At 58.1% G+C, this 22,647-nt stretch carries 22 protein-coding genes; 12 read left to right on the top strand and 10 right to left on the bottom strand.

Features of this window, described 5'->3' with window-relative positions; translation table 11 throughout:
- Positions 1 to 29: 29 nt before the first annotated feature.
- Positions 30 to 1,220 carry a NupC/NupG family nucleoside CNT transporter gene (locus MHZ89_RS09910; RefSeq protein ID WP_311782859.1) on the bottom strand — a complete coding sequence of 397 codons (1,191 nt, stop codon included), beginning with the start codon at positions 1,218 to 1,220 and terminating at the stop codon, positions 30 to 32.
- A gap of 368 nt (positions 1,221 to 1,588) precedes the next feature.
- Between MHZ89_RS09910 and MHZ89_RS09905 the strand changes: the two genes are divergently transcribed.
- Positions 1,589 to 2,827 carry an Nramp family divalent metal transporter gene (locus MHZ89_RS09905; RefSeq protein ID WP_311782858.1) on the top strand — a complete coding sequence of 413 codons (1,239 nt, stop codon included), beginning with the start codon at positions 1,589 to 1,591 and terminating at the stop codon, positions 2,825 to 2,827.
- 142 nt (positions 2,828 to 2,969) lie between these two features.
- The gene (locus MHZ89_RS09900; protein ID WP_311782857.1) at positions 2,970 to 3,563 is read left to right on the top strand and encodes an NAD(P)H-dependent oxidoreductase; all 594 of its coding nucleotides are present in this window, start codon (positions 2,970 to 2,972) and stop codon (positions 3,561 to 3,563) included.
- Between the two features lie 29 nt (positions 3,564 to 3,592).
- On the opposite strand, the gene MHZ89_RS09895 is transcribed toward MHZ89_RS09900, so the two are convergent.
- Positions 3,593 to 3,934 carry a DUF2502 domain-containing protein gene (locus tag MHZ89_RS09895; protein ID WP_311782856.1) on the bottom strand — a complete coding sequence of 114 codons (342 nt, stop codon included), beginning with the start codon at positions 3,932 to 3,934 and terminating at the stop codon, positions 3,593 to 3,595.
- A gap of 170 nt (positions 3,935 to 4,104) precedes the next feature.
- On the bottom strand, positions 4,105 to 5,094 hold the full coding sequence (gene mgrA / locus MHZ89_RS09890) for an L-glyceraldehyde 3-phosphate reductase (protein WP_311782855.1): 990 nt from the start codon (positions 5,092 to 5,094) through the stop codon (positions 4,105 to 4,107).
- Positions 5,095 to 5,311: 217 nt separating this feature from the next.
- Here mgrA and MHZ89_RS09885 point away from each other — a divergent pair, with 217 nt between their 5' ends.
- Positions 5,312 to 6,964 (top strand): thiamine pyrophosphate-binding protein, encoded by a 1,653-nt coding sequence (locus MHZ89_RS09885; RefSeq protein WP_311782854.1) that lies wholly within the window; start codon positions 5,312 to 5,314, stop codon positions 6,962 to 6,964.
- Positions 6,965 to 7,121: 157 nt separating this feature from the next.
- Positions 7,122 to 8,087, top strand: a complete 966-nt coding sequence (gene glk / locus MHZ89_RS09880) for a glucokinase (protein ID WP_120458196.1) — start codon at positions 7,122 to 7,124, stop codon at positions 8,085 to 8,087.
- Positions 8,088 to 8,170: 83 nt separating this feature from the next.
- Here the strand turns inward: glk and MHZ89_RS09875 are convergent, their stop codons facing one another.
- Together MHZ89_RS09875 and MHZ89_RS09870 are read right to left on the bottom strand one after the other, a co-directional pair.
- Positions 8,171 to 8,896 (bottom strand): LytTR family DNA-binding domain-containing protein, encoded by a 726-nt coding sequence (locus tag MHZ89_RS09875; RefSeq protein WP_311782853.1) that lies wholly within the window; start codon positions 8,894 to 8,896, stop codon positions 8,171 to 8,173.
- A complete protein-coding gene (locus MHZ89_RS09870) occupies positions 8,893 to 10,584 on the bottom strand; it encodes a sensor histidine kinase (protein ID WP_311783021.1) in 1,692 nt (563 codons plus the stop codon). The genes MHZ89_RS09875 and MHZ89_RS09870 overlap by 4 nt, the downstream gene beginning before the upstream one ends.
- 263 nt (positions 10,585 to 10,847) lie before the next feature.
- Here MHZ89_RS09870 and MHZ89_RS09865 point away from each other — a divergent pair, with 263 nt between their 5' ends.
- Entirely contained in the window at positions 10,848 to 11,372 is a 525-nt protein-coding gene (locus MHZ89_RS09865) for a GNAT family N-acetyltransferase (RefSeq protein WP_311782852.1), read from the top strand.
- Positions 11,373 to 11,490: 118 nt separating this feature from the next.
- The gene (alaC, locus tag MHZ89_RS09860; RefSeq protein WP_311782851.1) at positions 11,491 to 12,726 is read left to right on the top strand and encodes an alanine transaminase; all 1,236 of its coding nucleotides are present in this window, start codon (positions 11,491 to 11,493) and stop codon (positions 12,724 to 12,726) included.
- Positions 12,727 to 12,766: 40 nt separating this feature from the next.
- Here the strand turns inward: alaC and ypdK are convergent, their stop codons facing one another.
- The 3 genes from ypdK to MHZ89_RS09845 all read right to left on the bottom strand — a co-directional run bounded on the left by ypdK (position 12,767) and on the right by MHZ89_RS09845 (position 15,675).
- A complete protein-coding gene (gene ypdK / locus MHZ89_RS09855) occupies positions 12,767 to 12,838 on the bottom strand; it encodes a membrane protein YpdK (RefSeq protein ID WP_120458224.1) in 72 nt (23 codons plus the stop codon).
- 199 nt (positions 12,839 to 13,037) lie between these two features.
- On the bottom strand, positions 13,038 to 14,066 hold the full coding sequence (locus MHZ89_RS09850; protein ID WP_311782850.1) for an HlyD family secretion protein: 1,029 nt from the start codon (positions 14,064 to 14,066) through the stop codon (positions 13,038 to 13,040).
- 4 nt (positions 14,067 to 14,070) lie between these two features.
- Complete coding sequence (locus MHZ89_RS09845) at positions 14,071 to 15,675, bottom strand: MFS transporter (RefSeq protein ID WP_311782849.1); 1,605 nt, start codon at positions 15,673 to 15,675, stop codon at positions 14,071 to 14,073.
- A gap of 146 nt (positions 15,676 to 15,821) precedes the next feature.
- Here MHZ89_RS09845 and MHZ89_RS09840 point away from each other — a divergent pair, with 146 nt between their 5' ends.
- The 5 genes from MHZ89_RS09840 to MHZ89_RS09820 all read left to right on the top strand — a co-directional run bounded on the left by MHZ89_RS09840 (position 15,822) and on the right by MHZ89_RS09820 (position 19,750).
- A complete protein-coding gene (locus MHZ89_RS09840; RefSeq protein WP_311782848.1) occupies positions 15,822 to 16,607 on the top strand; it encodes an IclR family transcriptional regulator in 786 nt (261 codons plus the stop codon).
- A 6-nt stretch (positions 16,608 to 16,613) separates the two neighbouring features.
- Positions 16,614 to 17,066, top strand: a complete 453-nt coding sequence (locus tag MHZ89_RS09835) for a universal stress protein (RefSeq protein ID WP_311782847.1) — start codon at positions 16,614 to 16,616, stop codon at positions 17,064 to 17,066.
- 10 nt (positions 17,067 to 17,076) lie between these two features.
- Positions 17,077 to 17,880, top strand: coding sequence for a hypothetical protein (locus tag MHZ89_RS09830; RefSeq protein ID WP_311782846.1), 804 nt, complete (start codon positions 17,077 to 17,079; stop codon positions 17,878 to 17,880).
- A 248-nt stretch (positions 17,881 to 18,128) separates the two neighbouring features.
- Positions 18,129 to 18,410 (top strand): hypothetical protein, encoded by a 282-nt coding sequence (locus MHZ89_RS09825; protein WP_311782845.1) that lies wholly within the window; start codon positions 18,129 to 18,131, stop codon positions 18,408 to 18,410.
- Positions 18,411 to 18,874: 464 nt separating this feature from the next.
- Entirely contained in the window at positions 18,875 to 19,750 is an 876-nt protein-coding gene (locus tag MHZ89_RS09820; protein WP_311782844.1) for an SMP-30/gluconolactonase/LRE family protein, read from the top strand.
- 120 nt (positions 19,751 to 19,870) lie between these two features.
- On the opposite strand, the gene MHZ89_RS09815 is transcribed toward MHZ89_RS09820, so the two are convergent.
- A complete protein-coding gene (locus tag MHZ89_RS09815; RefSeq protein WP_311782843.1) occupies positions 19,871 to 21,091 on the bottom strand; it encodes an MFS transporter in 1,221 nt (406 codons plus the stop codon).
- 275 nt (positions 21,092 to 21,366) lie between these two features.
- On the opposite strand from MHZ89_RS09815, the gene MHZ89_RS09810 reads away from it, so the two are divergent.
- Complete coding sequence (locus MHZ89_RS09810) at positions 21,367 to 21,603, top strand: hypothetical protein (protein WP_084882889.1); 237 nt, start codon at positions 21,367 to 21,369, stop codon at positions 21,601 to 21,603.
- A 35-nt stretch (positions 21,604 to 21,638) separates the two neighbouring features.
- Here MHZ89_RS09810 and MHZ89_RS09805 read toward each other — a convergent pair whose 3' ends face one another.
- Positions 21,639 to 22,538, bottom strand: a complete 900-nt coding sequence (locus tag MHZ89_RS09805; protein ID WP_311782842.1) for an EamA family transporter — start codon at positions 22,536 to 22,538, stop codon at positions 21,639 to 21,641.
- Between the last annotated feature and the right edge of the window lie 109 nt (positions 22,539 to 22,647).

The raw sequence follows: 22,647 nt of genomic DNA, 5'->3' as shown, positions 1-22,647 counted from the left end.
TTTGCTTTCCGTTCTCTCCCGTCTGTCCGTCAGAACGCCAGCACCAGACCGGCAATGGCGGCGGAAAGCACGCTAACCAGCGTTGAGCCGTAGAGCAGCTTCAGGCCGAAGCGCGACACCACGTTGCCTTGCTCCTCGTTCAGGCCTTTGATAGCGCCTGCAACGATGCCGATTGAAGAGAAGTTGGCGAAGGAGACCAGGAACACCGACAGGATACCTTCGGAGTGCGGTGACAGATGGCCCGCCAGCTTCTGCAGATCCATCATCGCCACGAACTCGTTGGAAACCAGCTTGGTGGCCATAATGCTGCCGACCTGCAGCGCTTCGTGAGCCGGCACGCCCATCACCCAGGCAAACGGATAGAAAACGTAGCCCAGCACGCCCTGGAAGCTGATGCCGAAGATAAAGTCGAACAGCGCGTTCAGGCCGGAGATCAGCGCGATAAAGCCGATCAGCATTGCCGCGACGATAATTGCCACGCGGAAACCGGCAAGGATATATTCGCCCAGCATTTCAAAGAAGCTCTGGCCTTTATGGATATCCTGCAGCTGCAGATCTTCTTCGCTGTCGACGCGGTAGGGGTTAATCAGCGACAGCACGATAAAGGTACTGAACATATTAAGCACCAGCGCGGCGACCACATATTTTGGCTGCAGCATGGTCATATAGGCACCGACAATCGACATAGAAACGGTCGACATCGCGGTCGCGGCCATGGTGTACATGCGGCGCTGCGACATTTTGCCGAGGATATCCTTATAGGCGATAAAGTTTTCTGACTGTCCCAGAATCAGAGAGCTGACAGCGTTAAAGGATTCCAGCTTGCCCATGCCGTTGACTTTAGAGAGCACTGTGCCGATACCGCGGATCACCCACGGCAGAATACGGAAATGTTGCAGAATACCGATCAGGGCAGAGATAAAGACGATCGGACACAGCACGTTAAGGAAGAAGAACGCGAGGCCTTTATCGTTCATATTGCCGAATACGAAGTTGGTGCCTTCGCCTGCGTACTTGAGAAGATGGTCGAACAGGCCGGCGAAACCTTTAACGAATCCGAGCCCTGCCTCGGAATTCAGGAAGAACCACGCCAGCAGCACTTCAATGACCAGAAGCTGGACAATGTAGCGAATACGAATACTTTTACGGTCATGGCTGACGAGTAACGCCAGCACGCCTACCACCACCAGTGCTAAAAGGAAGTGCAAAATATGGGACATGCTTGCTCCAGATTTGAGGAGGGTTGTAATTTGCTGCGTATTCTATGTAACGCGTTACTTAAAAACGAGATCAAATCCACATTATAAGGATTCGCTATCACCCGTTTTCTCAGAAAACTCTCACCCGTCACAGCCTGTTCACAAAACGTTCACAGCAAATATCCACAAAAATATTGTCTATAATATATGCAGGGCGTAGAGTGAGACGCGTTGCACATTTTTTAACAAGTCTTGCTTTACCGTAAGGTATAGCAATGGCTATACTTCATAGCACTATCTATTACAGCAATAACGACAACCACATTTCACTTGCTGCGATCAGGCCATAATCTGGCAGGGTTAAAACGCGTTCAGACAGGTAGATAATTATGTTTGAGAGCCGTACCGCCGAGCGTGCCGCTCGCGGAGCCAGAAAAATCAAGCTTGCGCTGCTGGGGCCGGCCTTTATTGCCGCCATCGGCTACATCGATCCAGGCAACTTCGCCACCAATATTCAGGCTGGTGCAGCCTATGGTTACAAGCTGCTGTGGGTGGTGGTCTGGGCCAATATCATGGCGATGGTCATTCAGCTGATGTCCGCCAAGCTGGGTATCGCTACCGGTAAAAATCTTGCTGAACATATTCGCGATCGCTTTCCGCGTCCGGCGGTGTGGTTCTACTGGGTACAGGCGGAAATCATCGCGATGGCGACTGACCTGGCGGAGTTTATCGGCGCGGCGCTCGGCTTTAAGCTGCTGCTCGGCATTTCGCTGCTGCAGGGCGCGGTGCTGACCGGCGTGGCCACCTTTTTAATTCTGATGCTGCAAAGCCGCGGCCAGAAGCCGCTGGAAGTAGTGATTGGCGGCCTGCTGCTGTTCGTGGCGGCGGCCTATATCGTCGAGCTGTTCTTTTCGCAGCCGAAGGTCAGCGAGCTGGTGATGGGGATGGCGCTGCCGTCGCTGCCGACATCAGATGCGGTATTCCTGGCGGCGGGCGTGCTGGGGGCAACCATTATGCCGCACGTTATCTATCTCCATTCGGCGCTGACGCAGTTCGGGGCAAGCGGCAATAAAAGTCAGCGCTACTCCTCGACCAAGCTGGATGTGGCGATCGCCATGACCATTGCAGGCTTTGTTAACCTGGCGATGATGGCGACCGCCGCCGCTGCGTTCCACTTCAGCGGCCACAGCGGTATCGCCGAGCTTGATCAGGCTTACCTGACGCTGACGCCGCTGCTCGGCCATGCCGCGGCAACGGTGTTCGGTCTGAGTCTGGTTGCGGCGGGCCTCTCTTCTACCGTGGTGGGCACCCTGGCCGGCCAGGTAGTGATGCAGGGTTTTATCCGCTTCCATATTCCGCTGTGGGTGCGTCGTCTGGTTACCATGCTGCCCTCTTTTATCGTGATTATGGTGGGTTGGGACCCGACGCGCATTCTGGTGATGAGCCAGGTGCTGCTGAGCTTCGGCATTGCGCTGGCGCTGGTGCCGCTGCTCTCTTTTACCGGCAACCGCGAAATTATGGGTGAGATGGTTAACTCGCGCCTGATGCAGAACACCGGCCGCGCCATCGTGGTGCTGGTGGTGGCGCTCAATGCTTATCTGCTGGTTGGCGAGATCCTCGGTCTGTAAAGCTGCTAAAAAGCTGGCCTGACTTATCACAGGCCAGCGTTTCTTTCTCTTTAACCGCATGTGCGCCTGTCTCTGCGGCCCGTCTCAACTCATCTACTATCGATATGCAGTCGTTTCCTCTTCTTCGAACAGGAGTCAGCATATGCATGCTTTGATAGTGGTCGCCCATCCCGATCGAGATTCATTCACGCACGCTGTTGCCACGGCGGTGGCAAACGAGATCCGCTCCCCGCACACTGTTGAAATCGCTGACCTGATAGCGGAGGGGTTCGATCCACGCTATGGCGAGGCTGACCTGGCGCTGTTCCGCAACCAGTCTGCGCCGCCTGCCGACGTGCTGGCCGAGCAAAAGCGCATTGACCGCGCCGACGCGCTGGTGCTGGTTTATCCCGTTTACTGGTGGTCTTTCCCTGGCGTGCTGAAAGGCTGGATCGACCGCGTATTTACCAGCGAATGGGCGTATGGGGAGACGCCTGAGGGCAAAATTAACAAAAAGCTGGGTCGTCTGCAGGTGCATCTGTTGGGCATAGGCGGGGCGAATCTGCGTACCTATGCGCGCCGCGGCTATTATGCCGCGATGCGCACGCAGATCGACGAAGGGATTTTTGACTATGTTGGCGCGGCGGTGAAAACGTCGGAACTGATTTTACTGCCTGACGCCGACTCGCCTGAAACGCATCTGGAAACGGCGCGGCAGACGGGACGCCGTTTGTTCCCCGGAGAGAAGCCTCTCTGAGCGCATAGCGCAAAGGCGAATAAGCCAGCTTAGTAATGGTGGCGATCGTAACGCTCGTGGTAGCGCTGCGCCTCGCGCCAGTGGTGACGGCGTTCGCGCTCATGCCAGCGGCGCTCGTGTTCCCACTGCTTCTGACGTCGCCACTCTTCATGGCGCCACCAGCGATGATTATTGTACTGGTAGCGGTCGTTCCACCAGCGCGGCTCGCGCCAGCGGCCGCCATCCCAGTAGTAACCGCGGCGATCGCGGTCTCCCAGATGCAGCGTTACGCCGGGCGCCAGGCTAATAGAGGCGCCGGCAGCCTGGACGTTTTGGATCGCCAAAGGCGACAGCATAGTCAGCAAAGCAGCAAAAATTATCGCAGGTTTCATTTTCTTCTCCTTATCAGCGGCAGAGCCGCTGCGGTGCAGGCGTTATGCCCGCGCATTGCCTGTGTGACAAGTAGAGTGTCGCTGACAATTGTGAGGAAAATCTGAAGAAAAGGGGGATTGAGACAATTCCGGCTGCAGAAACGCCCGGCGCGAACCGGGCGGACAAACAGTTACAGCAGTACGCCTTCAATAGCGGAAAGCTCGGCGATGGTGAAGTGGCGATTCGCCAGCATATCCACCGCGTCGTCGATCTGCGCGGTTTTGCTTGCGCCAATCAACACCGAGGTCATGCGGTCGTCGCGCAGCGCCCACGCCAGCGCCATCTGCGCCAGCTTCTGGCCGCGCTGTTGCGCAATCTCATTCAGCCTGCGCACTTTTTCCATTTTCTCATCGGTGAGCTGCTCCTCGCGCAGGAATTTACTGCCGCTGGCAACGCGCGAATCCTGCGGAATGCCCTGCAGATAACGGTCGGTCAACACGCCGCCCGCCAGAGGAGAGAAGGCGATGCAGCCGACGCCATTGTCGCCTAAGGTATCCAGCAGGCCGTTTTCCGGGCCGCGTTCAAACATCGAATAGCGCGGCTGGTGGATCAGGCAGGGCGTGCCCAGATCGCGCAGGATCGCGATCGCTTCCGCCGCGCGATCCGCCGGATAGTTAGAGATAGCGGCATAGAGCGCCTTGCCCTGACGCACCACCTGATCCAGCGCGCGCATGGTCTCTTCCAGCGGCGTCTCCGGGTCGGGGCGATGGTGATAAAAGATATCGACATACTCCAGCCCCATGCGTTTCAGGCTCTGATCGAGGCTGGAGATAAGGTATTTACGCGAGCCCCAGTCACCGTAAGGGCCGTCCCACATGGTGTAGCCTGCTTTGGTGGAGATCACCAGCTCGTCGCGGCAGGCGCGAAAATCTTCGCGCAGAATGCGGCCAAAGTTCTCTTCCGCCGAGCCAGGCGGTGGGCCGTAGTTGTTCGCCAGATCAAAATGGGTAATACCGCGATCGAACGCATGGCGTAGCAGTTCACGGCTGTTGTCGACGCGCGTGCTGTCGCCGAAGTTATGCCACAGGCCAAGCGAAATCGCGGGCAGCTTAAGCCCGCTGCGGCCGCTGCGGCGGTATTCCATCTGCTGATAACGGCCGGGATGCGGAAGGTAGGTCATACGGCGTTCCTGTCTCAGGGAAGAATTTTCAAGCGCAAGAATAGCAGTGTATACGTTTACACACAGTCACAACGCGTCGCAGATCGCTTACTTACAGAATAATCCCCCATCGTAACGCCGGGTTGCCACTTTTTTGTTCAGTGGATTGCGCTGCTTTCTAGCCGGTCTGGCAGCATAGTAGATACTCAAATCAGACATCTGGTGAAAGGAGTGGCATATGGAACGCTTTACCGTAGGAGATTATCTGCTGACGCGCCTGCAGGAGATAGGCATCGGCCATCTGTTTGGCGTGCCGGGCGACTATAACCTGCAGTTTCTCGATCGCGTTATTGCGCATCAGGATATTGGCTGGGTCGGCTGCGCCAACGAACTCAATGCGGCTTACGCCGCGGACGGCTACGCACGCTGTCGCGGCGCGGCGGCGCTGCTGACTACCTTCGGCGTCGGCGAACTGAGCGCCATCAACGGCATCGCCGGCAGCTTCGCCGAATATGTGCCGGTGATCCAAATTGTGGGCGCACCCGCGAGCGAGGCGCAAAAGCGGGGCGACTGCGTGCACCATTCGCTGGGGGACGGCGATTTTCGTCATTTTTTGCGTATGGCGGGCGAGGTTAACGCGGCGACGGCGCAGCTTAGCGCGGGCAACGCCACGGCAGAGATCGATCGGGTGCTGACCACGGCGATGCGGGAAAAGCGTCCCGGCTATCTGATGCTGGCGGTAGATGTCGCTGAGGCGGAGGTCGCGCCGCCAGCCGCGCCGCTCGACGCCGCGCCGCTCTCCAGCGAGCAGGCGCGCCTGGCGTTCCGTACCGCTGCCGAACGGCTGCTGGGGCAGGCGCGTCGCGTCGCGCTGCTGGCTGATTTTCTTGCCGGGCGCTGGGGGCAGCAGGAGGCGCTGGCCCGTCTGCGCCAGCAGCGCGCCATACCCTGCGCCACGCTGCTGATGGGCAAAGGGGTGCTGGACGAGCAGCAGCCAGGCTACGTCGGCACCTACGCTGCGGCGGGCAGTGAAAGCGGGGTCAGCGAAGCGATTGAGCAGGCGGATGTGACGCTCTGCGTCGGCGTGCGTTTCACCGATACTCTGACGGCGGGCTTTACCCAAAACTTTGCCACTTCACAGCTAATCGATCTCCAGCCTTTCGCCGCCAGCGTGGCGGGCGAACGCTTTGCGCCGCTCACTATGGCGGATGCGCTAAGCGAGCTGGAAACGCTTTTCTCGCGTTACGGCGAACGCTGGGCGCTGGCGCCGCACACACCGCTTGTCGAAGCGGAGGATGAGGCGGCGTATATCAGTCAGACCGCCTTCTGGCGCGCGATGCAGCACTTTTTACAGCCGGGCGATATTATCTTTGCCGATCAGGGTACTGCCGCCTTCGGCGCGGCGGCGCTGCGTTTGCCGCCCGGCGCGCAGCTGCTGGTGCAGCTGCTCTGGGGCTCTATTGGCTATACTTTACCCGCAGCCTTTGGCGCGCAGACCGCCGCGCCCGCGCAGCGGGTAATTCTGATAACAGGCGACGGCTCGGCACAGCTGACCATTCAGGAGCTAGGCTCGATGTTGCGGGACGGGCAGAGGCCCGTGATTTTCCTGCTGAACAACGAGGGCTATACGGTGGAGCGCGCCATCCACGGCGCGACGCAGCGTTATAATGATATTGCGCAGTGGAACTGGACCGCGCTGCCGCAGGCGTTTTGTCTGCATGGGCAGGCGCAGAGCTGGCGCGTCACCGAGTGCGTGCAGCTGGAAGAGGTGATGGCGCGCCTGCAGACGCCTGACTGCCTGACGCTGATCGAGGTGGCAATGCACAAAGACGATCTGCCGCCGTTGTTGCGTAAGGTTACGGCTTGTCTGGCGCAACGCAACGGGGGATAAGATTCGGAGTGTTGCCGCTGTCAAGCGGCTTGCCGGACGGGTAGGCTGTGCGCACCACCATCAACGCTCGTCTTTTGTCGCGGCGAGCGTTGTTGTTTTACCGGCAGACTTTTATAGTGTCCTGCATCTTAGGGACCCCAAGCGGAGCAACAAAAGAATGACAACTTATGCCCTGGTCGGCGACGTCGGCGGCACCAACGCGCGACTCGCCCTGTGTGAGGTGGAAACCGGCAGCATCTCCCAGGCCCAAACATTCTCAACTTCAGATTATGACAGCCTCGAAGCCGTCATCCGCCACTATCTTGGCGAGCAGTTGAAAGACGTTAAAGACGGCTGCATCGCTATTGCTTGCCCTATCACGGAAGACTGGGTCGAAATGACCAACCATGACTGGGCTTTTTCCACCAGCAAAATGAAAGCCAGCCTTGGCTTCGATCACCTTGAAATCATTAACGACTTCACCGCCGTTTCGATGGCGATCCCGATGCTGACCGCCGATCATGTGATTCAGTTCGGCGGCGGCGAGCCGGTGAAGGATAAGCCCATCGCGATTTATGGCGCGGGCACCGGGCTGGGCGTCAGCCATCTGGTGCACGTCGACCGCCGCTGGGTCAGCCTGCCGGGCGAGGGCGGCCACGTCGACTTCGCCGCTAATAGCGATGAGGAAGATTTGATTCTGGAGGTGCTGCGCGCCGAACTGGGCCACGTCTCTGCTGAGCGCGTGCTCTCCGGCGCCGGTCTGGTGAACCTCTACCGCGCTATCGTGAAGGCGGACAATCGCGTGCCGGAAAACCTTAAGCCGAAGGATGTCTCCGAACGTGCGCTGGCCGACAGCTGCATCGACTGCCGTCGCGCGCTGTCGCTGTTCTGCGTCATTATGGGCCGTTTTGGCGGCAACCTGGCGCTGAACCTCGGCACCTTCGGCGGCGTCTATATCGCTGGCGGCATCGTGCCGCGCTTCCTGGAGTTCTTCAAGGCTTCCGGCTTCCGCGCCGCTTTTGAAGATAAAGGACGCTTCCGCGACTACGTTTCCCGCATTCCGGTTTATATGATCACCCACGATCAGCCAGGCCTGCTGGGCGCAGGCGCGCATCTGCGCCAGACGCTGGGACGTATCCTGTAATACGCTTCTGAAACGGCCTGCGGGCCGTTTTTTTTAGATGGCGGCTGACATCTTTACGCGCATAAGTTTCAAAGCCTGTTTAGCTACAGGCGCATCAGCTCGCGGAAGCGCTTCGCCTTGCTGCGGCTGACCGGCACCTGAAATGCCAGATCGCGCAGCCTGAGCAGGTAAGTATTGTTAAACCAGGGCTCTATCTCGGAGATTTTACTCAGGTTAACGCAGTAAGAGCGATGACAGCGGAAAAAGCTCTGCTCCGGTAGCCGGGCGCAGAACTCGCTGATGCTCATCGACATCACATAGGCCTCGCGCCGCGTATAGACGAACGTCAGCTTCTCATGCGCCTCCACGTAGTAGATATCGTTGATATCCGTCACGATGATACGCTCATCTTTCACCAGATTGACGGTCTGCGGGCTGCCGGAAACCGGCGTCTGCGTGACAGCCTGCTGTTGCCCGACCGCTTCCAGCTTGTTAAGCATAGTGACGATGCGCGCCTCATGATAGGGCTTGAGGATATAGTCAAACGCTTCCAGCTCGAAAGCCTCTACCGCATGCTCTTTCCACGCGGTAATAAACACAATCAGCGGCCGCTGCGCGAACTGGCGAATATTCTGCGCCAGCAGCATACCGTCCAGCGACGGAATGTTGATATCAAGAAAGATAACGTCCACGCGGTGCTGCTGCAGATATTTCAGCACCTCCAGCCCGTCGTCAAAGCAGGCTTCAATAGCGATCCGGCTATGCTGATGGATCATCCAGCTTAGCTCCTGCTGCGCCAGAAACTCATCTTCTACAATAATGGCCTTCACTGGATATTCTCCGCGACGCTAAGAGGCGATTCGGTCAGCAGCTGTCCGCTTCTGCTCAGGGTAAAGGCGATTTCGGTGCCGGGCTGCAGGCGGGTAATTTCAAGTCCCTGGCCGGTCAACAGCCTGACGCGGTGGTGCACATTCAGCAGGCCGATCTTGTTGCCCGGCATCTCATTCATCGCCACGCGGCGCATCACCTCATCGCTGATGCCCGGCCCGGTGTCGCGTACCGCGATGCGTACCCGATCGCCGATCGCTTTAACGCTCAGCGTTACCACGCCTTTTCCCCGCGAGGGCTGAATGCCATGCACGATAGCGTTCTCCACCAGCGGTTGAATTAACAGGCTGGGCAGCGAAAAGTGAAGATCGTCGTCAATGTCATAGATCATCGACAGCTTGTCACCGAAGCGCGCCTGCTCAATGGCGATATAGTCTTTCACCTGCCACAGTTCGCGTTTGATATCGATGGTTTCATCATCGTTCAGTTCAAGGTTGTAACGCAGATAGCGAGAAAGATTGATAACCAGCTGGCGCGCAGTATCGGGATTAAGGCGAATAGAGGAGTTGATGGCGTTCAGCGCGTTAAACAGAAAATGGGGATTTATTTTACTCTGCAAGGCGCGCAGTTCCGCTTTATTGGCCATTTCGCGCAGCTGCTCGGCGCGTGAGACCTCCAGCTGGGTAGAGATAAGCTGCGACAGGCCGATCGCCATTTCCTTCAGCGAACCGGTAATGCGGTGCGCGCGGCGGTAGTAAATTTTCAGGGTGCCGGTGACCTTGCCTTTCTCCCGCAGCGGGATAACGATCATCGAGTGAATATCTTTGGTGCGATGCGCTTCATCATTGTTTTTTATGATGATATTCCCGCTGGACATCGCCTGCGCGGTGGTGGGGCTGATACCGTCGTCGCCGTTCTGATAGTTCTGCTCGCCATAGCCGACATAGGCGAGAATATGCGTTTTATTGGTAATGGCGACGGCGTCGGCGTTGATCTCGCGGCAGATAATCGCGCAGATGCGGCGCAGCGAGTCGCTGTTGACATCGCGGAACAGCGGCAGCGTTTTGTTGGCTATCTCCAGCGCCAGCTTGGCCTGACGCGCCGCAATCGCCTCTTTTTCTCCCTCGACGCTCTGCACCAGTAGCACAATCAGACCGATGCTCGACGCGCCGAGAATCATCGGCAGGGCAATCTCCGACACAATCGCCAGCCCAAGCGACATCGGCTTCGCCCACAGCACAATCAGCAGCATAGTCAGGCTTTCGCACAGCATGCCGCCGATAATGCCGATGCGCCAGCGCTGCGCTTTCGGTACGCGACGGGCAATGGCGCCGGAAACGCAGCCCGCGATAATGCTGGTAATTAAGCAGGGCACCGAGGTAACGCCGTGAATATCGATAAGAAAGCGGTGCAGTCCGGCAATAACGCCGGTAGTGATGCCGACCCAGGGACCGAACAGGATGCCGCCAGCCATTACGGCGATCACCCGCACGTTCAGCAGTGAACCGTCAACGTTAATGCCTGACCAGGTGCTGAAGAGCGCAAACAGCGAGAAAATAGCAATAACGGCACCTTTCTCCAGCGGCGTATGTTCATCTTTTTGCAGCAGCTGACGGAAAAGCGGGGTGCGGGTCAGGAAAAAGAGGCAGATCAGCATCAGGGCGGCGCGGTCGAACACCGCTAACAGCATATCGAAGTGAGAGATCACAGCCAGCCTTCAGGTAGCAACAGAGAGAGGCTTATCATAAAAAATGTGATCGCGATGCGCCAGCCTGCTACAAGGGTGCGCGTCACCTTCATGTTTTGGATCAACTTTGTCCGGTAAAATAGTAAAAAGAGGAAACCTGACTGGTAAAACGGGGAAGCCTTTTTGCCGGTCGCAGGCTGGTGAGCAGGCATTGTGTTTGTTATGTTTTGACAGCCATTATGGCTGTCCGCACCAGGAGCAATTACATGCAGTTAACCACGCCACGTCTTACGCTTACGACCCTCAAGCCCGAAGACTGGCTATTGTTCCGCGCCGTACATGAAGATACGGCCACTATGACCTGGGTCAGCGAAATCCCGGACGAAGCCGACTTGCGCCAGCGATTCAATGAGCGCCTCGCGCCCTGGCAGGTCAGCAGTTTTCATATGCTCTGCGTAGTGGCGCGACTGCGCGACAGCGGCGAGCCGATCGGTCTGTTCGGCTGCAGCCCGGAATGGCAGCCCTACCGCCAGGCTGAGGTGGGCTATATGCTGCTGCATCGCTTCTGCGGCAAGGGGTACGGCAGCGAAGCGCTGGCCGGGCTGAGCGAGTTTCTGCTGAAGGCGGGTTTCCATAAGCTCAAGGCGATGGTGGTAGAGGGAAATGTGGCGTCGCGCCGTATTCTGGAGAAGAATGGCTATGTGCTTGAGGGTACATTACGGGATAATTATCTGCTAAACGGCGAGTGGGTGAACGATTGGGTGTTTGGCCGCCTGAATCCGGAAAATTAAAAAAATTTTATTCTCCTCTCGACAGCTTTGTCATCGCCGCGTTATGTTCTTTTTTCGGTCACAGCAGTGACCTGCGTCGCTCGGACGGTCCGGGCGCTTACGTAATCAAGAGGACATTATGGCTGATAACAGCACACCCCGTCGTTTCTCGCGTATCGATCGCCTTCCCCCCTATGTGTTTAACATTACCGCTGAGTTGAAGATGGCTGCGCGTCGGCGCGGCGAAGACATCATCGATCTCTCGATGGGGAACCCTGACGGCCCTACGCCGCCGCATATCGTGGAAAAACTTTGTCAGGTGGCGCAGCGTGAGGATACGCATGGCTACTCGACTTCGCGCGGTATTCCGCGTCTGCGCCGCGCCATTTCGCGCTGGTACGCCGAACGCTATCAGGTGGAGATCGATCCGGAATCCGAAGCTATCGTCACCATCGGCTCGAAAGAGGGGCTGGCGCATCTGATGCTGGCGACGCTGGATCACGGCGATACCGTACTGGTGCCCAATCCCAGCTACCCCATTCATATCTACGGCGCGGTAATCGCTGGCGCGCAGGTGCGCTCGGTGCCGCTGGTGGCGGGCATCGACTTCTTCGCCGAGCTGGAGCGGGCGATCCGCGAAAGTTACCCGAAACCGAAAATGATGATCCTCGGCTTTCCGTCGAACCCCACCGCGCAGTGCGTCGAACTGGACTTTTTCGAGCGGGTTATCGCGCTGGCGAAACAGTACAACGTGCTGGTGGTACACGATCTCGCCTATGCCGATATCGTCTACGACGGCTGGAAAGCGCCTTCGATTATGCAGGTGCCTGGCGCGCGCGACGTGGCGGTTGAATTCTTCACGCTGTCGAAAAGCTACAACATGGCGGGCTGGCGCATCGGCTTTATGATGGGCAATAAAGAGCTGGTCGCCGCGCTGGCGCGCATCAAAAGCTATCACGACTATGGCACCTTCACCCCGTTGCAGGTCGCAGCTATCGCCGCGCTGGAAGGGGACCAGCAGTGCGTGCGCGATATCGCCGAACAGTACAAGCGTCGCCGCGACGTGCTGGTGAAAGGGCTGCATGAGGCGGGCTGGATGGTGGAGAATCCCAAAGCGTCAATGTACGTCTGGGCGAAAATACCTGACCGCTACGCTTCTCTCGGCTCGCTGGAGTTCGCCAAAAAGCTGCTGCAGGAGGCGAAAGTCTGCGTCTCGCCGGGTGTCGGCTTCGGCGATTACGGTGACACCCACGTGCGTTTCGCGCTGATAGAAAACAGCGATCGCATTCGTCAGGCGGTGCGGGGAATTAAAGCGATGTTCCGCGCGGACGGTATTCTGCCGGGCAGCGTAAAAGCGGTGGAAGAGGCTGAATAAAACTAATCGGGGCGACAACGCTGTCGCCCCGGTGCTTGCGCTACATCATCAGCACAAAGGTGCCGACCCACAGCAACACAAAGAAAGAGATTCCCATCAAGGCGTATTTCACAAACAACTCCTCTGAGCGGTTACGACGAGAGCGATCCCAGGCCAGCGCAACGCGAACAGAATGAGAAAAACGCATCAGGTCATCATCGCCTCAGGCATTTTCTCAGGTCGTTCTGAGTAACTCAGAACAGGATCGAGCGCTAATTTACGCGTAATCGATCCTAAAATAAATAGGACCATTGTGAGAGATGCATCACGTTTTACTCAGCTTCAATTTCAGGGATCGCCGACATACCAACCCGCAGCAGCGACAGGCCAGGCTGGTTCGTATCCAGCGCGATTTTAACCGGAAGCCGCTGGACGACCTTAGTATAGTTACCTGTTGCGTTATCGGGTGAAATCGCCGAGAAGGTCGCGCCCGTCGCCGGCGCGATGCTGTCGACATGGCCGGTAAAACGCTTGCCCGGCAGCGCATCAATGGTGATATTCACCCGCTGTCCCTGACGCACGTCGCTGAGCTGCGTCTCCAGATAGTTCGCCGTGATATAGGTCTGCTGTAACGGTACGACCGCCAGCAGACGCGTCCCGGCGGAAACGTAAGCGCCGACGCGCGCCGCGCGCTGACCCACCATGCCATCCACCGGCGCAACGATGCGCGTATAGGAGAGGTTGAGGCGCGCCTGATCCACGCTCGCCTGCGCCGCCGCCACATCCGCCTGCGCCTGACGAACCGCCGCCTGCAGCACGCCGATCTCTTTCACGGCGGAGAGTAGGGCAGCCTGGCTCTGGCGCACCGCCGCCGCGGCAGAGCGCTGGGTCGAGCTTGCCTTCTGCTGATCGTCGGCGGCAACGGTGCCGCTTTTATACAGGCGGTTATAGCGCTCGGCGTTCTGACCGGCGTACTGCGCGGTCGCCTGGTTAGCCGCCAGGGTCGTCTTTGACTGCTCAATAGCCGACTGCTGCTGCTCCAGCTGCGCCTGGCTGCTGAGTAACTTCGCCTGGCTGACCTGCAAATCCGCCTCGGCGCTCTCCAGCGCCACGCGATAGTCGCGGTCATCCAGCGTCGCCAGCACGTCGCCCGCTTTCACCTGCTGGTTATCCTGCACCTTCACCTCGGCGATATAGCCGGAAACTTTCGGCGCCACCAGCGTGTAGTCGGCGTTGACGTAAGCATCATTGGTGCGGTGATCGTTGCCGGTCATCGTTGACCAGATAAAAAACGCGATGGCCAGCAGAACCAGCAACAACAGGCTCAGCAGCACGGATTTTCTCATTACTAAAGCACGCATAATCTTATTTTCTCGATGTCGAAGAGGCAGGTTGAATCAGGGTTTGTGGCGGCCAGACGCGCTTCGGCAGCCAGGCGGTCAGCAGCAGCAGCAGCACAGCGAAGGCGATCAGCAGCAGCCAGCTGTCGCTCAGGCCGAGCACCGTAGCCTGATGCCTGACCAGGGTGGCGAAGCCGCTGAGATTCTCGCTGCTGCTGACGCTGCCATCCATCAGCAGCGGGTGACTGGCGTCTGCGTCGGCGCTGCTCGTCGCGCTCATCAGCCAGGGGCGGCTGGCGGCCTGGTCCAGCAAACCGTTGGAGTGGATCTTCTCCCGGTGGCTGAGAAAAACCTCTACCAGCACCGAGGCCGCCACGCTGGAGAAGCCGCGTACGGTATTAAACATCGCCGAGGCGAAGGGCCCTTCCGGCGGCGCGACCACGCTAGTGGCACTCATCAGAATCGGCAGGATCACCATTGGCTGTCCGAACGCCTGTAAAATTTGCAGCGTCCAGAAGTTCTGACGCGCCCAGTCGCTGGTGATCTGCGAGCCGAGCAGGCAGGCGGTAATCAGCAGCGCGACGCCCGCCGCCAGCACCCAGCGGCAGTCGATCCAGCGAATATTGAGCAACGCGGCAACCAGCGGCGCGATCAGCAGCTGCGGCAGGCCGACGGTTAGCGCCAGCGGCGCGAACTGCAGGGTTCGGAACCCCTCTACCTGACCGAAATAGGCGGAAGGGAGCGCCGAGCCGGAAAGCGAGACAATCAGTACGGTGGCCAGCGCCAGTAGGCCGTGGGTCAGGTTGCGACGCGACAGCATCTGCAGCCGGAACAGCGGCAGCGGATGAAACCACTCGTTAATCAGAAACACCAGCAGCAGCGGCAAGGCGGCCAGCAGCATGGCGGCGATCAGCGGCGAGTCAAACCAGTCCAGACGTTCCCCTTGCGTCAGCGCCAGCACCAGCAGCGCCATGCCGCTACATCCGGTAAGCATGCCGAACAGATCGATCTGCTTAAAACGCTCCAGGCGCAGCGGATCCTGCGGCAGACCCCAGCCGAACAGCAGCATGGCGATCAGCATCAGCGGCACCACCTGCCAGAACACAAACATCCAGCTGACGTCGTCCGTCCAGAACGCCGCCAGTGAGGCGGCCATATTGGGGCCGAAGGTGGCCGTAAGCGCATAGCCGCCCAGCCCGTAAAGCTTAAGCGGCGGCGGCAGGAAGCGCAGCGCGACCGTCATAAGCATTGGCGGCAGCGCGCCGCCGAACAGCCCCTGCAGAACGCGCAGGGCGATAAAGCTGCCGGGCGAGGGTGCCAGCGGCAGCAGAATGCCGCACAGCAGAAAGCCGGTTGAAACCGTCAGCGAAAAGCGGCGCAGTGAGAAGGTGACGGCGAACCAGGGCGCGATCATCATCGCCGCCACTTCGGCGGCCTGATAAGAGGAGACGATCCAGCTGCCCTGGTCATAGCTGACGCCGATGGCCGCGCGGATATCAGCCAGCGCGATATCGGTCACGCGGTCATTAAGGCCCGATGTCAGCGCGGCGATAAGCACGCCGATCAGCCCCAGGGCGAGGCGAAGCGTAAAGGGGTGCGGCGGCGGCGCAGCGGCAGGCTGAGCGGTCATAGCAGGTTTCTCGTTATTATGATGCAGTGTATTGCGATGTGATACAGGGCGCGATCTTACATTCCGATATGCTGTATTGCAATGTGGTACATGCTGTAAATTGTGCCTTTTTCGCGGTAGAGTAAGGCAGCTGAAAAGGACGACCCATGGCAAAACTTCCATCCAGCCGCGAAGATGAAAAATCAGGTGGTATTCAGGTCATCGCGCGCGCGGCAAAAATCCTCAACGCGCTGGGAGAGCATCCCGGCGGCATGAGTCTTGGCGAAATTGCGCAGGCGGTGGATCTGCCGCGCTCAACGGTACAGCGCATCGTCGCCGCGCTCGACAGCGCCCAGCTGGTGCGCAGCAGCGGCGCGGGCGGCTTGCGTCTTGGCCCGGCGCTGCTGAAGCTTATCTCAAGCGTGCATACTGACGTCGTCGATCTGGTGCGGCCCAAGCTGGAAGCGCTGTGCGCGGCGACCAATGAAACGGTCTCGCTGTCGCGCGCCAGCGGCACGCAACTGACTATCATTCACTATGTGGTGGCGTCGCGCGAACTACGCGTTGTGCCGCGCATGGGGCTGAACCTGCCGCTTTACAGCACCTCGGGCGGCCGCGCGCTGCTGGCGCTGGAGTGCGACGACGACGTACGCGTAATGGTGGGCGAAGCCTGGCGCGAGCTGACGGATAAAACCGTAAAAACGCTGCCGCAGCTGCTGACGCTCATTAATGAAGTGCGTAAAACCGGCATCTCTTACGATCGCGGCGAAACGCTTGAAGGCATCTCCACTATGGCGGTGGCGCTGGATACGCTGTTTGGCCGTTTCTCTGTCTCTCTGCTGGTGCCGACGGCGCGTTTTCAGAAAAATGAAGAGGCGTACCGTGAAGAGATGCTCAGATGCAAAGAGGCGCTGATACGCGAAATTGGCAAAATCGCCGCTGTTGAAGGATAAACTCTGATGAAAACACTGCTGATGGCTGTTGATAATTCGCCGGTCGCCGAGAAGGTGATCGCGACGGCGATAGAAGAGGCGCTGGCGCACAAGGCGCAGGTTGTGGTGCTGTGCTGCGTCGATCCCGCTTACTCCTCCTGCAACCAGCCGATAGATATTACCGCCGGAGAAGATCCGCAAGATTTCGCCGTGGCGCAGGATGAGCAGAATACCGCCGAGCTGGTGGTGCGCCATGCGCTGGCGCCGCTGCTGCGCGCCGGCGTCGACGCGCGCGGGCTGATTGTCGCTGGCGAAGCGGCGGATACGATTGTTGCCCAGTCGCAGCAGCTTAACGCGCAGATGATCATCATGGGACGCCGTCATCTCTCCTCTTTTAATCGACTGCTGAAAGGATCGGTAAGCGCGGCGGTTATCGAGCGCGCCCACTGTCCGGTATTAATCGACGTTCGTAAGGATTGAGCAACTTCGCATGACCTCGCTGTGGATCGTCACGCTGGCAGCCTTTGCGCTGCTGGCGCTTATCATCGTTGTCCTGATAAAAACCACCCGGCTGCGCGCCTGGCAGGGCGTTGTGCTTTTCCTGCTGCCGCTTATGCTGGCGAATCTGCTCTGGTTCAGCTGGCTGAAACCGCAGCAGCAGCGCGCCGCGCAGCGGCAGGCGGCGATAGATTACCTGGCGCAAACGCCGGGCTATCGCGTGCTGCAAACCCAGGAGCCTGCGCTGTGGCAGCTGCTGGTGCAGGAGTTACAGCACAAGCTGCGCCTGGGAGAATCACCGCAGCAGGCGACGGGCGAGCTGCGCGGCTGGCTGGCCGATATCATTAACCAGCGGCTGATGCGCGCGCCGGATGATGCCGTGGTCAGCTATATTCGCGTCTCGGTTAATGAGATGCAGGCGCTGGGACAGCAGGATCCGCAGCTCTGCTTTCGCTTTCTCTACCCGCAGGTCAGCGGCGGGATCAATCTGGTGAAGACGCTGCCGCCTGCGCTTAACGCCCAGGACGCGGCGGCGACGGAGCAGCTGTTGCTGGCCAGCCGCGGCGCAGATTTGCCCGTAGATCAGCCGCAGGCGCAGCAGGATTTGCAGCGCATCGTTGGCAGGCTCTATAAAAAATGGGGCGACAAGTTGCAGCAGCTCAATATGCCCGCCGATACGGCGGTCGATCGCTCGTCTATGTGCGCGATGTCTGTCGATCTCTACAGCGCTATTCTCGCATTGCCGGACAAACGCGCCGCGAATCTGTTGCGTAGAATGGTGGCTCTCTCTGGCTGAGGGGCGAAAAAAAGCCCGCTCAGCGCGGGCCTAAAATCAATCTGAATGTCTTCTTGAGTATCACCTGGTGTGGTGCAGACGCTGTTTTGTCTGAGTGCATCATCGCACCCTTTGAGTGATAGCGATAACCGTTTGGTTGTATCGCATTAATCGGTAAAAACTTAGAAAAATGATTTATGTTGGGCCGTTTTCCGATAGCCGACGTAAGCGACGCGGCTTAAACTGCGGCAGCACTGTGAGGAAGAAAAATGAAATCTATTATCGTCAGCGCAATGGCGCTGTTATTGCTGACCGGTTGTAGTGTCAGCAAGCCGGGGGGATTTGAACGCGTCGATGAAGATCCAAGCGCAAATACCGTACAGTATCGTTACGATCCGCAGAAATTAAACAAAGATGCGATGCAGCTGGATCTGGCAGATTATTGCAGCAGGAAAGGATTTGATAAAGTTGAGGCGCTGACGCCAAAAGACAGTCATATTCCAGGACTGAAAACCAGCTGGTTCCAGTGCAACTATGCCGTAAAAAGCTAAACGATAAAATAGTGAAATAGGCGGGTAATATCCCGCCCTTTTTTTATTTTTTGCTGTGTGAAATCTTTGCCCTTAGCGGTAATGGTGCCAGCCATGACCGTGGCCGTGATGCCATCCGCCGCCATGCCCTCTGTCAATGATACATCCGCTTAGCATAGAGATAACGGCAAAAACGGTTGCAACTTTAACGATTTTTTTCACAGGAAGGTCTCCTCTTTTCCGATAGGTATGACATTACGCCGGAATAGTGGAGTGATGATGCAGCAAATGTAGAGTTATTTAGAGAGATATTTCGGAATATTTCAGCGCCAGCAGCAGCCAGAGGCGCTTTAAATAAGCCTATCGGAACAGGCTGAATAAAAAAGATTATTGACAAGATAATTCTGAAAAGCAAGCGCGACGTTCTCCCCCGCAGTATCGAATTCAGGCTAAAGTATGTTGATGCGAAATAAAAAGAGGCGAGTATGAAGCGCGAAGTAAAAAATGTACTGGCGTTGCAGGCGGAGCTGGGAGAGTGTCCCACCTGGTCGACGCGCGAACAGGTGTTGTGGTGCGTTGATATTCTGGAGCCTGCTATTCATCGCTTCGATCCGCGCAGCGGCGCGCTGGAGAGTTTTCCGCAGCAGGAAGAGGTCGGCTGTATCGGCCTGCGCGAGCAGGGCGGGCTGATTGCAGCGTTGCGCAGCGGCGTCTGGCTGCTGGATGAGCAGGGCAGGCCGCAGCGTAAGATTGCGGATAATCCAGGCGAGGCGGCGAAAAGCCGCTTCAACGACGGGCGCGTCGATCCCTGGGGCAATTTCTGGTGCGGCAGCCTGTGGGAGCCGCAGGACAAGGATGGCGCGTTGCTCTGTCGCGTAACGCCGTCGCTGCAGCTGGAAGTGAAGGCGCGCGATATTAAAATCTCCAACGGCATTGCCTTTTCACCCGACCGCCGCTGGATGTACCACAGCGATACGCCAAATGAAGTGCTCTATCGCTATCCGCTGGATGAAAATGGCGAGCCGGGCGCGCGCGAGCTTTTCCGCCAGTTTGACGCCGACGGCGGTTTGCCGGACGGCGCGGCGGTAGACAGCGAAGGCTTTTACTGGTCTGCACAGTTTGATGGCGGACGCATCGTGCGTATCGATCCCGTCAGCGCGCAGATTGTGGATGAGATTGCCCTGCCGGTACGCTGGCCGACGATGGTCGCCTTCGGCGGCGCTGACCTGAAGACGCTCTATATCACCAGCTCGCGCGAGGATCGCACCGCCGAGGAGCTGGCGCGCTATCCGCAGTCGGGAGATATTTTCGCGGTAGAGGTTGAGGTTGCGGGCGTCGCGGAACCGCTGTTTCCGGGATAACGCGCAGCGATTGCGATTCACCGGGCGGACGGCTCGGCCCATCGTAATGACGCAAAAGCGGCCCGCGCCTTTTCTGGCGCGGGCCGCTTTCTACTTCTGCGCTTCAGCCTGGCATTAACCTCAACTGCGCTGTAGCACCTGTTCGGTCAGCGGTTCGCGCTGCGGCAGTCGAATCATCAGTGACAGCAGCAGCGACATGACCAGCAGCGTTATAATCAGGCTAAAAGTCACGGTAAAGCCGCCGAACAGCGAGGCGATGAGCGAACCGAGTACGCTGCCGATGCCAAAGCCCAGGTAGAGCAGGCCATAGTTTTTGGTCAGGTTATTAAGACCGAAGAAATCGCTTACCAGCGACGGGAAGACGGTAATGGTACCGCCGAAGCTGAAGGCGACGCAGGCCAGCGAAACAAAAAAGGTGGTCTCATTCATGCGGGTAAACAGCAGAATGGCCATTCCCGCCAGCGAGATAATCTGCGCCAGGGTGATAACCCGAATACGCGCCATCTTATCGGACAGGACGCCAAGCACCAGACGGCCGCTCAGATTAGCGATGGCAATCGCCGTTACCGCGTTGGCTGCTGTTTGCGCGCTAAGATGCACCAGTCCTTCACCGATATCTTTTGCAACGCCAATAACATAGAGACCGCTCATGCAGGCGGTTAAAAACATCAGCGCCAGCATCCAGTACTGCGGCAGGCGCACCGCCTGAGCCAGCGTATAGTCACGCGCCTGCCGGGCGGTTTGATCCGCTGCGCGCTGAACAGGCGCATCGCGCATCAGCAGCGCGCCCAGAATAATCATGCTCATCGCCGCCAGGCCCCAGATAATAAAGGTCTGCTCCAGACCGACCGCGCTCAGCAGCGCGCCGCAGATAAATTTAAAACCCAGGCTGCCCAGCCCGTAAGCGCCGATAGCGCAGGCGGAGATCACCCCTTTACGCTCCGGGAACCACTTCACGCAGTTCGACAGCGTCATTAAATAGCCAGCGCCATCGGCTAACCCGACCATTACGCCTGCGCTGAGATAGAGCATCATCAGATTATCGGCATGGGCAGTCAGCCAGAAACCGGCCGCCATCAGGACACCCGCGCCGATAGCGACCCGACGCACCCCGAAACGTTCCTGGAGTTTGCCTGCCAGCGATGAGGCCACCGCCAGTCCCAGGCTGAGCAGCCCGAAAGAGAAGGCGACCTGACTGACTGATGCCTCAAGTTTAGAGGCCAGCTGACCGTTAAACAGGCTCCAGGTATAGACCGAGCCCAGCGCAAACTGGGTGATAACTGTGCCGATCAGGGTCAGCCACCGGGTGCGTTGATAAGAGGATGCTGTTATCTGCTTCATGATTTTTCTCTCCCGTCTGGGAATCTGGAAACTAACGCCAGATTAGGGCGAGGCTACACGCGCGCGTAAAAAAAGGCATGAATGGAGGGAAACGCGTCATGAAATGCCGCTTTCAGGGTATGAACGGCAGCGAATCCGCTTCGCTAATATATGACCAATGCGACAACCTGATAATTATTGGTTACCTGACGTAAGCAGATATGTCTCTCGACGGGTTTCAGCAGCAGAGTGACAGAATATTTGCCAGGCTTACAACTCACTTAACAGGAGGAAATATGAAAGACCGAGCATATGAATCCCTTAGCTGTGAGGATGAGGTACGCTGCATTATCGGTCAGGCAGTGATTGAGCTCAGCGATGAGCAGCAGCCTGTGACCAAATCAACACTGGCTTTGAAACTGCTCTCCATGGCCGACCAGGATAATGACGATGAGCGCGTGTTGCTTTACTGGATAGCGCGCAAGGCAATTAATCGGCCTCATCAACTGACACCTGTGCAGCGCCGGGCATGACGCTAAGCGGGGCGGGCAGCAGCCCGCTCTTCGCTTCACGCAGGGACGCGAGATCGCCGCGCTGGCAAGCGCGCAAACATCACCAGATTACCCGCCAGAATCATCGCCAATCCTACAAACCCTCCTGTATGCCACTGATACCCTTCATAGATCGTTGAGAGCGCCAGCGCCACCAGCGGAAACAGCAGCGTGCTGTAGGCAGCCTGACTGGCGCCGATGCGGCCGACCAGGGTGAAATAGGCACCAAAGCCGACCACGGAGCCAAAGATAGCCAGATACGCCACCGCACCCATCCATTGCCGGTTCCAGACCGGCTGCAGTGATTCGCCCTGCGATAAGGTCAGCAATGCCATCATCAGCGCGCCATAGAGCATCGCATAGCTGTTGGTCGTCAGCACATCGCGCTGCAAACGCTGATGGCGCAGGCTAATCATATTGCCCAGCGAAAACCCCAGCGTACCCAGAGCGCTCAGGCCGACGCCCCATAAAAGCTGCGCAGAGGCTTCGCTGCCGTGTAGATCGTGCCAGAAAAGCGCGACTATTCCGCCGATGCCGAGCATCGCAGCCGGCAGCAGGCGTACGGAAGGGCGCTGCCGGAAAAAAAGCCAGCCGTTAAGCGCGTTATAAAGCACCGCCATGGAGAAGATAACCGACTCCAGACCGCTGTTGATCCAGGCAGCCGCGTGATAAAAGCAGAGAAAATTCAGGCCGAAAACGCAGCAGCCCTGTAGCAGACAGAAGAGGTGATCGCGCGCCGTCAGCGAACGCAGACGCTTAACTACCTTCAGCACAATCAGCATCACCAGCGACGCCACGATAAAACGCCAGAACACCGCCGCGCCGACGCTGCCACTGCTTGCCGCCTGCTGGGCGTAAATCGCGATCCAGGTGGTGCCCCAGATAAGCACGACGGAAAGGTATAAACAGAGATTCATGGCACGCCTCCTTGAGCTGAGGCAGCAGTATCGCCAGTAAAGGAGAAACCGGCTTACATGGACTTGCGGCGCACTTGCAAATTCTTGCGCTTTTTTCGCCGTCGCGCCG

Origin of the sequence: Pantoea sp. ACRSB, assembly GCF_022346905.1 — a bacterium.
Lineage (GTDB): Bacteria > Pseudomonadota > Gammaproteobacteria > Enterobacterales > Enterobacteriaceae > Pantoea > Pantoea piersonii.
Note: the sequence above shows the minus strand (reverse complement) of the source record. Positions and strands in the feature narration are given on the sequence as shown.

Excerpts from the sequence above, each read along its gene's own strand:
- mgrA (WP_311782855.1), bottom strand. The coding sequence starts at position 5,094 with ATGACCTACCTTCCGCATCCCGGCCGTTATCAGCAGATGGAATACCGC.
- MHZ89_RS09870 (WP_311783021.1), bottom strand. The coding sequence starts at position 10,584 with ATGCTGTTAGCGGTGTTCGACCGCGCCGCCCTGATGCTGATCTGCCTC.
- MHZ89_RS09820 (WP_311782844.1), top strand. The coding sequence starts at position 18,875 with ATGAAGCGCGAAGTAAAAAATGTACTGGCGTTGCAGGCGGAGCTGGGA.
- MHZ89_RS09845 (WP_311782849.1), bottom strand. The coding sequence starts at position 15,675 with ATGACCGCTCAGCCTGCCGCTGCGCCGCCGCCGCACCCCTTTACGCTT.
- MHZ89_RS09835 (WP_311782847.1), top strand. The coding sequence starts at position 16,614 with ATGAAAACACTGCTGATGGCTGTTGATAATTCGCCGGTCGCCGAGAAG.
- MHZ89_RS09810 (WP_084882889.1), top strand. The coding sequence starts at position 21,367 with ATGAAAGACCGAGCATATGAATCCCTTAGCTGTGAGGATGAGGTACGC.
- MHZ89_RS09865 (WP_311782852.1), top strand. The coding sequence starts at position 10,848 with ATGCAGTTAACCACGCCACGTCTTACGCTTACGACCCTCAAGCCCGAA.
- glk (WP_120458196.1), top strand. The coding sequence starts at position 7,122 with ATGACAACTTATGCCCTGGTCGGCGACGTCGGCGGCACCAACGCGCGA.
- MHZ89_RS09850 (WP_311782850.1), bottom strand. The coding sequence starts at position 14,066 with ATGCGTGCTTTAGTAATGAGAAAATCCGTGCTGCTGAGCCTGTTGTTG.
- MHZ89_RS09910 (WP_311782859.1), bottom strand. The coding sequence starts at position 1,220 with ATGTCCCATATTTTGCACTTCCTTTTAGCACTGGTGGTGGTAGGCGTG.
- MHZ89_RS09830 (WP_311782846.1), top strand. The coding sequence starts at position 17,077 with ATGACCTCGCTGTGGATCGTCACGCTGGCAGCCTTTGCGCTGCTGGCG.
- MHZ89_RS09805 (WP_311782842.1), bottom strand. The coding sequence starts at position 22,538 with ATGAATCTCTGTTTATACCTTTCCGTCGTGCTTATCTGGGGCACCACC.
- MHZ89_RS09840 (WP_311782848.1), top strand. The coding sequence starts at position 15,822 with ATGGCAAAACTTCCATCCAGCCGCGAAGATGAAAAATCAGGTGGTATT.
- MHZ89_RS09885 (WP_311782854.1), top strand. The coding sequence starts at position 5,312 with ATGGAACGCTTTACCGTAGGAGATTATCTGCTGACGCGCCTGCAGGAG.
- MHZ89_RS09825 (WP_311782845.1), top strand. The coding sequence starts at position 18,129 with ATGAAATCTATTATCGTCAGCGCAATGGCGCTGTTATTGCTGACCGGT.
- MHZ89_RS09895 (WP_311782856.1), bottom strand. The coding sequence starts at position 3,934 with ATGAAACCTGCGATAATTTTTGCTGCTTTGCTGACTATGCTGTCGCCT.
- alaC (WP_311782851.1), top strand. The coding sequence starts at position 11,491 with ATGGCTGATAACAGCACACCCCGTCGTTTCTCGCGTATCGATCGCCTT.
- MHZ89_RS09815 (WP_311782843.1), bottom strand. The coding sequence starts at position 21,091 with ATGAAGCAGATAACAGCATCCTCTTATCAACGCACCCGGTGGCTGACC.
- MHZ89_RS09905 (WP_311782858.1), top strand. The coding sequence starts at position 1,589 with ATGTTTGAGAGCCGTACCGCCGAGCGTGCCGCTCGCGGAGCCAGAAAA.
- MHZ89_RS09900 (WP_311782857.1), top strand. The coding sequence starts at position 2,970 with ATGCATGCTTTGATAGTGGTCGCCCATCCCGATCGAGATTCATTCACG.